This window comes from Capnocytophaga sp. oral taxon 324 str. F0483, from assembly GCF_000318315.2.
GTDB lineage: Bacteria > Bacteroidota > Bacteroidia > Flavobacteriales > Flavobacteriaceae > Capnocytophaga > Capnocytophaga ochracea.
Window position 1 is genome coordinate 7,071 of the sequence record NZ_KB291491.1, and the last position, 14,086, is coordinate 21,156.

Sequence of the window (14,086 nt, forward strand, 5' to 3'; positions counted from 1 at the left end):
TATCATACAACAAGGCTAAAAATGTTAAAAACGGAGTTTCGAGGCGAAAGAAAGAGGAAGAGGTACTAGGCCTTAGGCCATAGGTACTAGGGGGAGTGTGACGGTAAAGACGGAGTAAAGAAGAAAGTAAGAAAGAGGTAATTTTTATGGCACACCTATTGTAATACATAGGAAGCAGTGTACATTTTGTAGTATATAAGAAATTGATTTTAAACTGTATAGATATAATGAGAATATTTATATAGATAAGTGGCTACTGACAAAATGGCATATAGTAACGATCTAAATATGAATATAGGAAATTTTGACAGCCTTTTGGCTGAACATATAGACGAAGATACAGAGTTCATTCCGCTTCTTACTTTGGAAGATGAAGAAGAGATAGAACGCGAACGCATACCACACGTGTTACCTATTCTTCCCTTGAAAAACACTGTGCTATTTCCAGGAGTAGTAGTGCCTATCAGTGCGGGGAGAGATGCGTCTATTCACCTTATCAACGAGGCATATGCTACTACTAAGACTATTGGTGTTGTAGCTCAATTAGACGAGAAGACCGAAATACCCGAGGGCAAAGACCTTTTCCGTTTTGGTACGGTAGCCCGTATTCTCAGAGTATTGAAAATGCCTGACGGCAATGTAACTATTATCATTCAAGGTAAAAAGCGCTTCGAGATAGAGAGTATTGTAGAAGAAAAGCCGTACATCAAAGCGATGATAAAAGAGATGCCGGATGTGAAACCCGAAGCGAACGATAAGGAGTTTGAAGCGACTATTGAAGCTGTGAAAGACCTCTCTATCAAGATTGTACAAGAAAATCCGAATATCCCTTCGGAAGCGGCTTTTGCTATTAGGAATATAGAGAGCACATCGTTCCTTATTAACTTTATATCGTCCAATATGAATGCTACCGTTTTGGAAAAGCAAGGCGTATTGGAAATTGACGAACTAAAAGAGCGCGCTACGGCTATCTTAAAATATTTGAATATCGACTTGCAACGCCTTACCTTGCGTAACGAAGTACAGTCGAAAACGCGTATTGATATCGACCAGCAACAGCGTGAATACTTCTTGCACCAGCAGATGCGCACCATTCAGGAAGAATTAGGAGGCGTGTCGTACGAGCAAGAGATGGAAGAGCTGAAAAAGAAAGCTAAAACCAAGAAGTGGGACGACAAGATAAAAGAGCTTTTTGAAAAGGAACTGAGCAAATTGCAACGTACCAATCCTAATAGTCCAGATTATGGCATTCAGCGTAATTACTTAGAAGTATTATTGGAATTGCCTTGGAATGAGTATTCTAAAGACAACTTTGACCTAAAACGCGCTCAGAAAATTCTTGATAAGGAACACTACGGATTAGAAGAGGTGAAACGCCGTATCATAGAGTATTTGGCGGTGCTTAAACTCCGTAATGATATGAAATCACCTATCTTGTGCTTCTATGGACCTCCTGGGGTAGGGAAGACCTCCTTAGGACGCTCTATTGCCAAAGCTTTGAGCCGTGAGTACGTGCGTATGTCGTTAGGAGGTTTGCACGATGAGGCTGAGATACGCGGTCACCGCAAAACCTATATTGGGGCAATGCCGGGGCGTATTTTGCAACAGCTTAAAAAAGCTAAGACTTCCAACCCTGTATTTGTATTAGATGAGATAGATAAATTAGGAAACAATAGTTACCAAGGCGATCCTTCTTCGGCTATGCTAGAAGTGCTCGACCCTGAGCAAAATAAAGAGTTTTACGACAACTTCCTCGAGATGGGTTACGACCTTTCTAAGGTGATGTTCATCGCTACTGCGAACGACCTTTCGACCATACAGCCTGCTTTGCTAGACCGTATGGAACTCATCAACGTAACGGGTTATACCATAGAGGAAAAGACCGAGATAGCTAAACGCCACTTATTACCTAAGCAACTCAAAGAACACGGTATGAAAACTACTGACTTGCAATTAGGCAAAAAGGAAATAGAACGTATTGTGGAAGGTTATACTCGCGAATCGGGGGTACGCGCTTTGGAAAAAGAAATAGCGAAAGTAGTGCGCTACGGAGCTAAAAACTTAGCAATGGAAGAAGCCTATGACCCTAAACTTACCATAGAGACCATAGAAAAAATATTGGGACCTGCCCGCTTAGAACGCGATAAATACGAAGATAACGAGGTAGCTGGCGTAGTTACTGGATTGGCGTGGACGAGTGTAGGAGGAGATATTCTGTTTATAGAATCTGCCTTATCGAAAGGTAAGGGGGTGCTTAATATCACGGGTAATTTAGGTCAGGTGATGAAAGAATCGGCTACTATTGCTTTGGAATACCTAAAAGCCAATGCTGAGCGCTATAACCTCAATGTGAAACTCTTTGATAGTTACGATGTGCATATACACGTACCCGAAGGGGCAACCCCTAAAGATGGTCCGAGTGCGGGTATTGCGATGCTTACCTCACTAATGTCGCTCTTTACTCAAAAGAGAGTGAAAAAACACTTGGCAATGACCGGAGAGATTACTTTGCGTGGAAAGGTACTACCGGTAGGTGGACTTAAAGAGAAGATTTTGGCAGGGAAACGCGCAGGTATTAAAGAATATATTTTGTGCAAAGACAACGAGAAAGATATCTTGGAAATCAAACAAGAATACCTTAAAGGACTTACTTTTCATTATGTAACGGATATGGAAGAAGTGATACGTTTGGCAATTACCAATCAAGATGTAAAACACAAAAAAGTTTTAACCTTTGAGTAATAATTAGTACTTTTGCACTTTCATAAGATAAAGAACAATGAATAAAAATCAAGAAGAAGATATATTAGGAGATAACCATATAGCAACTTCGGCAGTTACACCACTTAGAGCAGATGCTTTTCAGATGAGTGAAACCGAAAAGATAGCAGAAATAGAAACTCACGTACGTGCTATTTTGCATACTTTGGGAATGGATTTAACCGATGATAGTTTGAAAGGCACTCCCAGACGTGTAGCTAAGATGTTTGTAAAAGAGATTTTTGGAGGCTTATTACCAGAGCGCAAACCTTCGATGTCTACTTTTGAGAACTCTTACCATTATGGTGAGATGTTGGTAGAGAAGAATATTGTAGTGTATTCCACTTGTGAACACCACTTGTTACCTATTGTAGGGCGTGCTCACGTAGGCTATATTTCTAACGGTAAAGTGTTAGGGCTTTCGAAGATGAATCGTATTGTAGAGTACTATGCAAAACGTCCGCAAGTGCAGGAACGCCTTACGATGCAAATAGTACAAGAGATGCAACGCGCTCTCGGTACCGAAGATGTGGCTTGTATTATAGATGCCAAACACCTATGTGTGAACTCTCGCGGTATAGAAGATATTGATAGCAGTACGGTTACTGCTGAGTTTGGTGGTAAATTCAAAGACCCTGAGGTAAGAAAGGAGTTCTTAGAATATATAAAATTAGACACGAGATTCCATTAAACTAATGTAAGTTTGATGTAAGGAGATGATGTTGTGCCTCAGAACGCTGTAGCACGGCAGGCAATAGAAAATAATATTTGTTATATTGAGCAGATGTTAATTAAAAGAATAAAATACCCCTAAAAGTTTAGATACTTTTAGGGGTATTTTTTATGAATAAAGATTTTAGGAGAGAGAAAGGTAAAGAATAGTAGTTTAAATATTGAATTTTAAAAGTTTATAGATGAAATAGGGAGCTATTTTTTAGCTGTGAAATAGGAAGAAATTATAAGTAAATTTCATATATTGAGCTAAAAAAAGGAGTAGATTATTTTAAATCAAAAATAAATTTGTATATTTGCACCTAATTTAATAAAACTAACTAATATTATTTATATGTCAAACGACATCCGCATTCGAAAAGGGTTAGACATACACTTGGAAGGCGAAGCTGATAAAACTACACAACAGCTTCCGCTTGCCTCTTTGTATGGTATTAAACCCAATGATTTTCACGGTGTTATTCCTAAGCTTTTATTGCGTGAGGGTAATGAAGTGAAAGCAGGTGAAGCACTATTCTTTTCAAAGAGTGATGAGCGTGTTTTGTTCCCTTCTCCGGTAAGTGGTACCATCAAGGAGATTGTACGAGGTGAGCGTCGTAGAGTGTTGGAAATACACATTGCGCCCAGTCAAGAACAAACCTTCAAAGACTATGGGAAGAAAGACGTAGAAGAGATGCAGGGTGAAGATATTAAGGCACACCTTCTTTCAGCAGGTTGCTGGCCTTTTATCAAACAACGCCCTTATGACGTGATTGCCAATCCCGACGGGAAGCCTAAGGCTATCTTTGTGTCGGCTTGCAAAACCAATCCGCTCGCTCCCGATTACGACTATGTGCTCAAAGGAAAAGAGCAAGTTCTGCAAACCGCTCTTACCGCCTTAGCTAAACTCACCACAGGGAAAGTACACGTGTCTGTTTTCAAAGACAGCTCGTTGTCACCTTTCCGCAACCTTAAGGGCATAGTGGTGCACAATGTGTCAGGACCTCACCCAGCAGGGAACGTCAGTACACAAATTGCCCAAATCAGTCCGATAAACAAAGGTGAAGTGGTATGGGTGGTGACGCCTCAAGATTTGGTGGTGATAGGAGAACTCTTCTTAACAGGTAAAGTGAACCTCACTCGTACAGTAGCTCTTACAGGTTCGCGCATTGAGAAACCTCACTATGTTACAGCCCTTGCTGGAGCTCAAATCAGTGGCATCGTGGGTAGCCAGGTAAAAGACGTGGCTGCAACCCGTATTATTAGCGGTGATGTGCTTACTGGTACTAAGGTGAGTGAAACAGGCTTCTTAGGTTTTTACGACGACCAAATTACAGCAATTCCCGAAGGAAATGATTATGATTTGTTCGGTTGGGCAAAACCAGTAGCCAACAAGATTTCGCTTACACGTTCGCTTACTTTCTCGTGGTTGAACCCTAAGAAAAAGTACGACCTCAATACCAATACCAATGGTGAACAACGCGCTTTTGTGGTAACAGGTATGTACGAAAAGGTTTTCCCGTTGGATATTTATCCGATGCAACTGCTCAAAGCCTGCTTGTATAAGGATTTGGACGAGTTGGAAAACTTAGGAGCTTACGAAGTAGCACCAGAAGATTTTGCACTTACTGAATTTGTATGTGTATCTAAACAACCACATCAGCAAATTATCAGAGATGGACTTGATTTAATGATGGCGGAATTAGGTTGATTCATATAAAAGTAAGTAAACAGTTTTAAATAATTGAAATATGTCTAATTATTACAAACCTTCAGGGAAGTTTTCACCTATATCATTTGTGTATTTCATATTAGTATGTACAGTAGCATTGCCTATATTAGCAACCATCTATGCGTACTTAATATGGTATATCCCAATTATATATCTTAACTTCTTAGTAACATTTGGTTTTGGTTTTGCTATAGCCATTACTGTTGGTTATTTAGTAGTTAGATTGGGTAAAGTACGTAATTATGGCTTAGCTATTTTGTTTGCTCTCATAGCATCACTTGTTGCTTATTATCTGCAATGGGTAGTATGGGCTGATTTGGCTATCAATACAAGTGAAGTGTATGGTAATAAGTAAATAGGTGTAGCTGTAAGTAATGTGCAAATTGAACAATTGCTATACTTATTAGGGCATCCGTCAGACCTTTTTGGATTGATAGGACTTATCAATGAAGAAGGGACGTGGGCTATAAAGGGGAATACTGTGAGTGGAGTTTTCCTTACCATTATTTGGGTAATTGAATTCTTAGTAATTGTGATTATGGGAATAGTTGCCTCTGTAGGTAGAGCTAAAGAGCCTTTTAACGAGCTTGCAGATGAGTGGTTTAAAGAAGAAGAATTACCTGCTTTTTCTTATATAGAAAATGTAAGTGACTTTAAACAACAAGCTGAACAAGGTAATTGGGAACAACTTTTTACAGTTATTCAAAGAGGTGATAAAGGAACTAACCATAGTGTTTTTACCTTATATACCTCGGCTAATGAGTATTATCTTTCAGTTTCTAAGGCTACAGCAAAAAAGAATAAGAAAGATAAGATAGAGTTTGATACCGAAGATTTTATAAAATATCTCAGTATTGATAAAACTGTTTATGACTTATTGAAAAGTAAAATCTAAACATTATGGCACGTCCGCAATCTAAATTAGGGCTTGTAGTATCAGCAGAAAGAAATTACAATGAATTGATTTCTTTGATTGATACTATTCCCGAAGACAAACGAGAAAAGGAGTTTCCTAAGGGAACAATGAATCGAAATCTCCGAGATGTACTCGGGCATTTATATCATTGGCATTTGCTTTTTTTATCTTGGTATGAGGAAGGAATGAAAGGAGGTAAACCTAAAATACCCAAAGAGGGTTATACTATGAAAGACACTCCTAAATTAAATCGAGAGATATGGAAGAGTTGCCAAAAAGTACCGTTTTCTAAAATGTTTTCTCTGTTTAAAGATTCACATAGTAAGGTTTTTCATATTATAGAAAGTCATACTGATGAGGAACTTTTTACAAAGAAAAGATATCCTTGGACGAAGACAACTTCGTTAGGTTCTTATTTAGTTTCGGCAACATCAAGTCATTACGATTGGGCTTTAAAACTAATTCGTAAATCAATAAAAAAGAATAATTACTTATCATCAAGAAAATGAGTTTAAAAAGTAAATTAAATACATTAAAAGAAAAGTATAAAGGAACGAAGATGGAGACGACTTTCAACGCCCTCCACACATTCCTCTATACGCCTAATGAGGTAACCCACGGAGGTACCCACATTAAGGCTGCTGACGACCTAAAACGAACAATGAATATGGTGGTTTTGGCACTAATTCCTTGTTTGATTTTTGGTATTTTCAATATAGGTTACCAGCACGAAGTGGCTTTCGGTCACTTAACGCACCCCGCTGAAGGCTTAGCTTTTTGTAGTGGAGATTTTTGGAATTGGACAAATTTTAGTATTGGTTTTATAAAAGTACTTCCTCTTGTAGTAGTGTCGTACGTAGTAGGGTTGGGCATTGAGTTTATCTTTGCTACCATTCGTGGTCACGAAGTAGAGGAAGGATACTTGGTAACCGGTATGTTGGTGCCACTTATCGTTCCAGTAGATATTCCACTTTGGATGCTTGCTGTAGCAGTAGCCTTTGGAGTAATCATCGGTAAAGAGGTATTCGGGGGTACAGGTATGAATATCTTAAACCCTGCGCTTACTATTCGCGCCTTCTTATTCTTTGCTTATCCTACTTCAATGACAGGGGATAAAGTATGGGTAACAGGTGTATTAGATCGTTCTAAAGAAATTGCTGCTGGAGCAAACTTAGATGCGGTTTCAGGCGAAACCATCTTGGGTAACTTGGCACAAGGACACCCTATTCACTACACCGATTCTGACCTTCTTTTCGGGTTTATCCCAGGTTCAGTAGGTGAAACTTCTACTATCATTATCCTCTTAGCAGGTTTATTCCTCATCTATACTAAAATTGCTTCTTGGCGTGTGATGGTTAGTATGTTTATAGGAGCTTGGGTAATGGGCGCTATCTTCAATGCTTTAGCACCAAGTATGGTAGGTACTCAGTTCTACACTATTTGGAGTGTACCAGCTTATCAACACTTGCTCATTGGAGGTTTGGCTTTCGGAGCTGTATTTATGGCTACCGACCCAGTTACAGCAGCACAAACGAATACTGGTAAGTATATCTATGGCTTCTTAGCTGGTTTCATTGCTATTGCTATCCGTTGCTTCAACCCTGCTTATCCTGAAGGGGTAATGCTTGCTATCCTATTAATGAACGTATTGGCTCCTACTATCGACCATTTTGTAGTACAAGCTAATGTATCTCGTCGTAAAAAACGTTTAAAAACAGTTACTAAAACCGCATAAATTATGGCAGTAAAAACAGAAAGTAATTCGTATACAGTGATTTTCGCCATTATAATGGTGGTAATCGTAGGAGCTTTGCTCGCTGGTATTTCGTCAGCATTGAGCAGCGATATCAGTAACAATAAAAAGTTAGAAAAGAAACAAAACATTCTCTACGCTATGGGTGTAAATCACAACCAAGGTGAGCTCGGAGGTGGTAAAGTAGAGTTTCTTTCTACAACTGATGCTGAAAAAGAGTTCCCTAACTATGTGAAAGAACAATACCTTATCAAAGGGAAAACCGCTGAAAAAGTAGAAGGTGCTAACGACCTTATCAACTTTAACGGTCATCGCGAAGGTTTGCCTCTTTATGTAGGTGAAAAAGATGGAACTACCCTCTACATCATTCCCGTAAACGGACGTGGTTTGTGGGATGCTATTTGGGGATATATAGCCGTAGATAAAGACCTTATCGTACGTGGCGTTTTCTTTGACCACAAGGGAGAAACTGCTGGTTTGGGAGCTAATATCAAAGAACGTTTCTTTATGGACGACTTTATCGGGGAACATTTATTGGATGCTGCTGGTAACTTCCAAAGCATTCAAATTTCAAAAAGCAATGGTGACCCTGAAAACAAACGTAAAGAAGATGGGAAAATAGATGCTATTGCAGGAGCTACCCTTACTGGTAATGGAGTGCAAGCAATGATACGCGATGGCATAGAGCCTTATATATCCTATATTAAAAGTTTAAACAAATAAGAGACTATGGGACTATCAAAAAAAGATACAAAATTAGTAACCGACCCTCTATGGGATAACAACCCCGTAACGGTACAAGTATTAGGAATTTGTTCAGCTTTAGCGATTACAGCGCAATTGAGAGCCGCTATTGTAATGAGTCTTTCCTTTACCTTTGTACTTGTAATGGGTAACGTAACCATTTCTTTACTTAGAAATGTAATACCACCTAAAATCCGTATCATTGCCCAGCTAATTGTAGCAGCTGCTTTGGTAATCGTGGTGGACTTTGTGCTGAAAGCCTATGTGTACGACCTTAGCAAACAGCTATCGGTATATGTAGGGCTTATCATCACTAACTGTATTTTGATGGGACGCTTTGAGGCGTTTGCCTTAGGAAATCCTCCAGGAAAATCGTTCTTAGATGCTATTGGTAATGCAGGTGGTTATTCTATCGCTTTGCTTATCGTCGCCTTCTTCCGTGAACTATTAGGTTCAGGCACTTTGCTCGGTTTCCAAGTATTAGGAGACCCTATTAAGAAAACAGGTGTATATGCTTGGGGCTATGAAAACAACGGTTTTATGTTGTTAGCGCCTATGGCATTAGTAACTTACGGTATAGTAGTGTGGGTACAACGTTCACGTAATAAAGCCTTGATAGAAGACAGTCATTAATCATTTAAAAAGAAAAGAAAATGTTAGAATATTTAACACTGATTTTTAAATCGGTATTCGTAGAGAATATGATTTTCGCTACCTTCTTAGGTATGTGTTCGTACTTGGCTGTATCTAAAAAAGTATCTACTGCCATAGGCTTAGGAGCTGCTGTTATTTTTGTACAGACTCTTACCGTACCTATGAACTACTTGTTGAACCAGTATATCCTCAAAGAAGGTGCTTTAGCTTGGTTAGGTCCAGAGTATGCTAATTATGATTTGAGCTTTCTTACCTATATCTTATTCATTGCCACTGTAGCTACGATGGTGCAGTTGGTAGAGATTATTGTAGAGAAGTTTTCTCCATCGTTATATAACTCGTTGGGTATTTTCTTGCCTTTGATAGCCGTAAACTGTGCTATCTTGGGAGGGTCACTCTTTATGCAATCACGTGAGGAAACTATTCACTCTTTTGGTCTTTCAGTAGCCTACGGGTTCAGTTCAGGATTGGGATGGGCTATCGCTATCTTAGCGTTGGCAGCTATCCGTGAGAAAATACGTTATTCACACGTACCTGCACCCTTGCGTGGCTTGGGTATCACCTTTATCACTACAGGGCTTATGGCTATCGGCTTTATGAGTTTTGGTGGTATGCTTACAGGTGGTAGCAGCAAAAAGGAAGCTAAAGAAGCTCCTAAACAAGAGACTACTATCCAACAAGAAGTTAAAACTGATAAATTAGCTCATAACACAAAAGATTTAAGCAATGATATTAGCAAGTGAAATATTAACAACTATTACGGTAACGGTAATAGGATTATTGGTAATAATCCTGCTGTTAGTAGCTATTTTGCTTTACGTAAAACAGAAACTAACCCCATCGGGACCTGTGAAAATTACAATTAATAAAGACAAAGTAATTGAAGTGCCTATCGGCGGTTCATTGCTTTCTACTTTGGGTAACGAGAAGATTTTCTTGCCATCAGCTTGTGGTGGTAAGGGGTCTTGCTTACAATGTAAATGCCACGTGTATGAGGGAGGAGGAGAGGCTCTTCCTACAGAAACGCCTCACTTTACAAAGAAGGAACTCAAAGAAGGTATGCGTTTAGCTTGCCAAGTGAAAGTAAAACAAGATATGCAAATAGGCGTACCAGAACAAGTGTTTGGTATCAAGAAATGGGAAGCTACTGTAGTGAGCAACTATAATGTGGCTTCGTTTATTAAAGAGTTTGTGGTAGAACTCCCAGAAGATATGGACTACAAACCAGGAGGATACATTCAGATTGAAATTCCTGCTTGTGAAGTGAAATATTCCGATATTGACATCACTGCACACCCTAAAGAACACCCAGGAGAGCCTGATAAGTTCAGAATGGAGTGGGATAAGTTTAAATTATGGCCTCTTGTAATGAAGAATCCGGAACCGGCAGAGCGTGCTTACTCTATGGCTTCCTATCCAGCAGAGGGACGCCGTATAATGTTGAACGTGCGTATCGCTACGCCTCCTTTTGATAGAGCTAAAGGAGGATGGATGGACGTAAATCCTGGGGTAGCTTCTTCTTATATCTTCTCACGTAAACCAGGTGACAAGGTAACCATCTCAGGGCCTTATGGTGAGTTCTTCATCAATGATTCTAACGCTGAGATGTTATATGTAGGAGGAGGAGCTGGTATGGCGCCTATGCGTTCGCACTTGTATCACCTTTTTAAAACCTTAAAAACTAATAGGAAAGTTACTTATTGGTACGGAGGTCGTTCAAAACGCGAGTTGTTCTATGTAGAACATTTCCGTGAATTAGAGCGCGAGTTTCCTAACTTTAGATTCTTTATTGTACTTTCTGAACCACTACCTGAAGACAACTGGAAAGTGAAGAAAGATATTAATGATCCTGAAGGCGATGGCTTCTTAGGATTTGTTCACAACGCTGTAATTGAACAGTATTTGAGCAAACACGAAGCTCCAGAAGATATAGAATTGTACTTCTGCGGTCCTCCAATGATGAACAAAGCCGTTCAGAAAATGGGACAAGACTTTGGTATGCCTGATGAAAACATTCGTTTCGACGACTTTGGTGGTTAATCACTACCTACATTATACAAAAATCCGACTTAGTGATAAGTCGGATTTTTTTATTGATAATGGAATGAGAGAAAAAACTAATAACGTCGATAATGTCAATAATGCCAGAATAAGGTATGCTTAGCTTATAGAAAACTTATATGAAAGACGGTGCGAGCCGCACGGGCAGACGAACAAAAGACGAACAAAAGACGAACAAATGACGAACAAAAGACGAACAAAAGACGGTGCGAGCCGCACGGGCAAATGAACAAAGAACGAAGGAATGACGAACGAATGATGAAAGATAAACAGAGTGAGCTTCGCAGACAGAAGAAGAATAAACAAAGAAAAGATGATTAAAAGTAGAACTTTTAATCATCTTTTTTGCTTGTGGAGAAGATGGGGCTCGAACCCACGACCTTTTGGCTGCCAGCCAAACGCTCTAGCCAACTGAGCTACATCCCCGTTTGCAAGCGCAAAGGTAAAATATTTTTTCTAATTACCAAACCTATTTGCGAAAAAAGTTATACTTTTGCCATAAATTTATAATAACAATGACTGATAGATTGCAAGGTTCGTTGTATACGAAAATAGATAAAAAACTGGCTGTTACTACTTTTGGACATCCTAATGCGAACTCTTTCCCTTTGGAGTTGTTAAACAGACTTACTAAAGAAATTGATGCGCTTTCTGAAAATGAAGAAGTAAGCATTATACTTCTCAAGAGTGAAGGAGATGGAGCTTTTTGTGCAGGAGCTTCTTTTGACGAGCTCTTAGCCGTTAGCAATGAAGAAGAAGGAAAACGTTTCTTTGAGGGCTTTGCGCATCTTTTTTTGGCGATGCGTCGCTGTAAAAAACTTATTATTGGGCGCGCTCAAGGCAAGGCTGTTGGCGGAGGAGTGGGCTTACTCGCTACCTTAGACTATGTGTTTGCTACCGAAGCAGTGAGTATCAAGCTATCGGAACTTTCACTGGGCATAGGTCCTTTTGTGATTGCTCCTGCAATCTTACGTAAAGCCGGACAAGCAACACTCAACGAGCTTTTTATGGCTCCTGACCAATGGAAAAGTGCTTATTGGGCTCAACAGAAAGGGTTGATTGCTCGCGTGTTCGAAAATACAAAAGATATGGACGAAGCGATAGACCATTTTATAGTTACGCTTCTGAAATCCAACCCAGTAGCTTTGTCAGAAATGAAACGCATCACTTGGCAACACACTGAGCATTGGGAACAAGAGCTCATAAATAACGCAGCTATTTCAGGAAAATTAGTACTTTCAGAGCAAACAAGATTAATGTTAGAAAAATTGAAGAATAAATGAAAACAGAAGAAACCGTTTTAGAAATCAACCTTACCGCCTTAGAAAAAAACGTTCTTTACTTAAAAAGCCGACTCAAACCTACAACTTTGTTTTTGGGAGTGGTAAAAGCTTTCTCTTATGGGAATAATTCAGTGCCTATAGCTTTACATTTGCAAAAGAAAGGATTGGCGAATTACTTTGCAGTTGCCTACACTTCCGAAGGTAAAGCTTTGAGAGAAGCAGGTATTACACTTCCTATATTGGTGTTACACCCACAACCTATTAATTTTGATGATATTGTAAAATATCAATTAGAACCGACATTATATTCACAGCGTATTACAAAGCTATTCTTGGAATATGCTGAGAAACACCATTTGGTAAAATATCCTGTGCACCTTAAATGTAACACAGGGCTTAATCGCTTGGGGTTTGATTTAAATGAAATAGACCAAGAGCTTACTTTGTTAAAAAATAATACTACGGTGACAGTGAAAACGGCTTATTCTCATTTAGCGGCTTCAGAGGATATGAATGAGAAAGAGTTTACTGAAAATCAGATTAAGACTTTTATTGCTTTTCAAGAAAAGATAAACAAAACTTTCTCTCATAAAGTAATTTACCACCAGTGTAATACTTCAGGTATACTGAATTATGCCCACGCTCAGTTTGATATGGTGCGTTGTGGTATAGGAATGTACGGCTTTGCCAATGACGCTCAGCTACAACAATATCTTACGCCTATTATGACTCTTAAAAGCGTTATCTCACAAATACACACTTTGCAAGTAGGTGATAGTTTAGGCTATAATCGAGGTTACATTGCTGACCATATTACTAAAACAGCCACTATACCAGTAGGTCACGCTGATGGAATCAACCGTATTTACGGTAAGGGGAAAGGCTTTGTATTTATCAATGGGAAGAAAGCGCCTATTATAGGTAATGTGTGTATGGATATGATATTGGTAGACGTTACTAATATTTCTTGTGAAGAGGGAGGAGAGGTAATTGTATTTGATAAAGACCATACAGCTGAGACATTAGCGGAATCGGCAGGTACAATTTCGTATGAACTTATTACCTCTATGGCGCACAGAATCAAGAGAGTATATATAGAAGAGTGAAAAGTGTAAAAAATAATACCTAAAAAATTTTGGTATATAAAAAAAAGGTTGTACTTTTGCACCCAGAAATCGCGGGATAGAGCAGTAGGTAGCTCGTCGGGCTCATAACCCGAAGGTCACTGGTTCGAGTCCAGTTCCCGCTACAAAATAGGCGTAATTAGTCTGGTTTAAAGACTGATTACGCCTAACTTCTTAAAATAAGTGCATCGGATTTGTAGCTATTTTCCTGCACGAGGAAGGTAGCCGTAAATAGAAAACATCTCTTCACTTTTTATATAAAGTAATTTAGCAATATTTAATTTAACGCTATAGATATTTTTAATGTGTCTTATATTATTTGTTAGATAAAATATTATTGAAATCGTA

Annotated in this window: 11 protein-coding genes, 2 tRNA genes and 1 pseudogene; 13 read left to right on the top strand and 1 reads right to left on the bottom strand. The window is 39.0% G+C overall.

All coding sequences use genetic code 11. The features are described 5' to 3' along the window. Positions 1 to 288: 288 nt before the first annotated feature. From lon to nqrF, 10 genes and pseudogenes are all read left to right on the top strand, one after another. Positions 289 to 2,742, top strand: coding sequence for an endopeptidase La (lon, locus tag HMPREF9072_RS01710; protein ID WP_051032646.1), 2,454 nt, complete (start codon positions 289 to 291; stop codon positions 2,740 to 2,742). A gap of 37 nt (positions 2,743 to 2,779) precedes the next feature. Continuing rightward, complete coding sequence (gene folE / locus HMPREF9072_RS01715; protein WP_009410213.1) at positions 2,780 to 3,451, top strand: GTP cyclohydrolase I FolE; 672 nt, start codon at positions 2,780 to 2,782, stop codon at positions 3,449 to 3,451. Positions 3,452 to 3,826: 375 nt separating this feature from the next. Beyond that, positions 3,827 to 5,182: a Na(+)-translocating NADH-quinone reductase subunit A gene (locus tag HMPREF9072_RS01720; RefSeq protein ID WP_009410214.1), complete on the top strand. Its 1,356-nt coding sequence runs from the start codon at positions 3,827 to 3,829 to the stop codon at positions 5,180 to 5,182. Positions 5,183 to 5,222: 40 nt separating this feature from the next. Further along, positions 5,223 to 6,098, top strand: a pseudogene (locus HMPREF9072_RS12625) (hypothetical protein). 5 nt (positions 6,099 to 6,103) lie between these two features. Beyond that, positions 6,104 to 6,628, top strand: coding sequence for a ClbS/DfsB family four-helix bundle protein (locus HMPREF9072_RS01730; RefSeq protein WP_009410217.1), 525 nt, complete (start codon positions 6,104 to 6,106; stop codon positions 6,626 to 6,628). After that, positions 6,625 to 7,854 (top strand): NADH:ubiquinone reductase (Na(+)-transporting) subunit B, encoded by a 1,230-nt coding sequence (locus tag HMPREF9072_RS01735; protein ID WP_009410218.1) that lies wholly within the window; start codon positions 6,625 to 6,627, stop codon positions 7,852 to 7,854. Before HMPREF9072_RS01730 ends, HMPREF9072_RS01735 begins: the two co-directional genes overlap by 4 nt. A gap of 3 nt (positions 7,855 to 7,857) precedes the next feature. Beyond that, positions 7,858 to 8,595 (top strand): Na(+)-translocating NADH-quinone reductase subunit C, encoded by a 738-nt coding sequence (locus tag HMPREF9072_RS01740; protein ID WP_009410219.1) that lies wholly within the window; start codon positions 7,858 to 7,860, stop codon positions 8,593 to 8,595. A gap of 6 nt (positions 8,596 to 8,601) precedes the next feature. Continuing rightward, positions 8,602 to 9,249, top strand: a complete 648-nt coding sequence (locus HMPREF9072_RS01745) for an NADH:ubiquinone reductase (Na(+)-transporting) subunit D (protein WP_009410220.1) — start codon at positions 8,602 to 8,604, stop codon at positions 9,247 to 9,249. 20 nt (positions 9,250 to 9,269) lie between these two features. Continuing rightward, entirely contained in the window at positions 9,270 to 10,013 is a 744-nt protein-coding gene (gene nqrE / locus HMPREF9072_RS01750) for an NADH:ubiquinone reductase (Na(+)-transporting) subunit E (RefSeq protein WP_009410221.1), read from the top strand. Then, positions 9,997 to 11,310 carry an NADH:ubiquinone reductase (Na(+)-transporting) subunit F gene (gene nqrF, locus HMPREF9072_RS01755; RefSeq protein WP_009410222.1) on the top strand — a complete coding sequence of 438 codons (1,314 nt, stop codon included), beginning with the start codon at positions 9,997 to 9,999 and terminating at the stop codon, positions 11,308 to 11,310. The genes nqrE and nqrF overlap by 17 nt, the downstream gene beginning before the upstream one ends. Positions 11,311 to 11,683: 373 nt before the next feature. Here nqrF and HMPREF9072_RS01765 read toward each other — a convergent pair. After that, positions 11,684 to 11,757 (bottom strand) — tRNA-Ala (locus tag HMPREF9072_RS01765). 89 nt (positions 11,758 to 11,846) lie between these two features. Here HMPREF9072_RS01765 and HMPREF9072_RS01770 point away from each other — a divergent pair. The 3 genes from HMPREF9072_RS01770 (at position 11,847) to HMPREF9072_RS01780 (ending at position 13,863) form a co-directional block, all read left to right on the top strand. Then, entirely contained in the window at positions 11,847 to 12,614 is a 768-nt protein-coding gene (locus tag HMPREF9072_RS01770) for an enoyl-CoA hydratase/isomerase family protein (protein ID WP_009410224.1), read from the top strand. Beyond that, entirely contained in the window at positions 12,611 to 13,720 is a 1,110-nt protein-coding gene (alr, locus tag HMPREF9072_RS01775; protein ID WP_009410225.1) for an alanine racemase, read from the top strand. The genes HMPREF9072_RS01770 and alr overlap by 4 nt, the downstream gene beginning before the upstream one ends. A gap of 70 nt (positions 13,721 to 13,790) precedes the next feature. Further along, positions 13,791 to 13,863: transfer RNA gene (locus HMPREF9072_RS01780), tRNA-Met, on the top strand. Positions 13,864 to 14,086 lie beyond the last annotated feature (223 nt).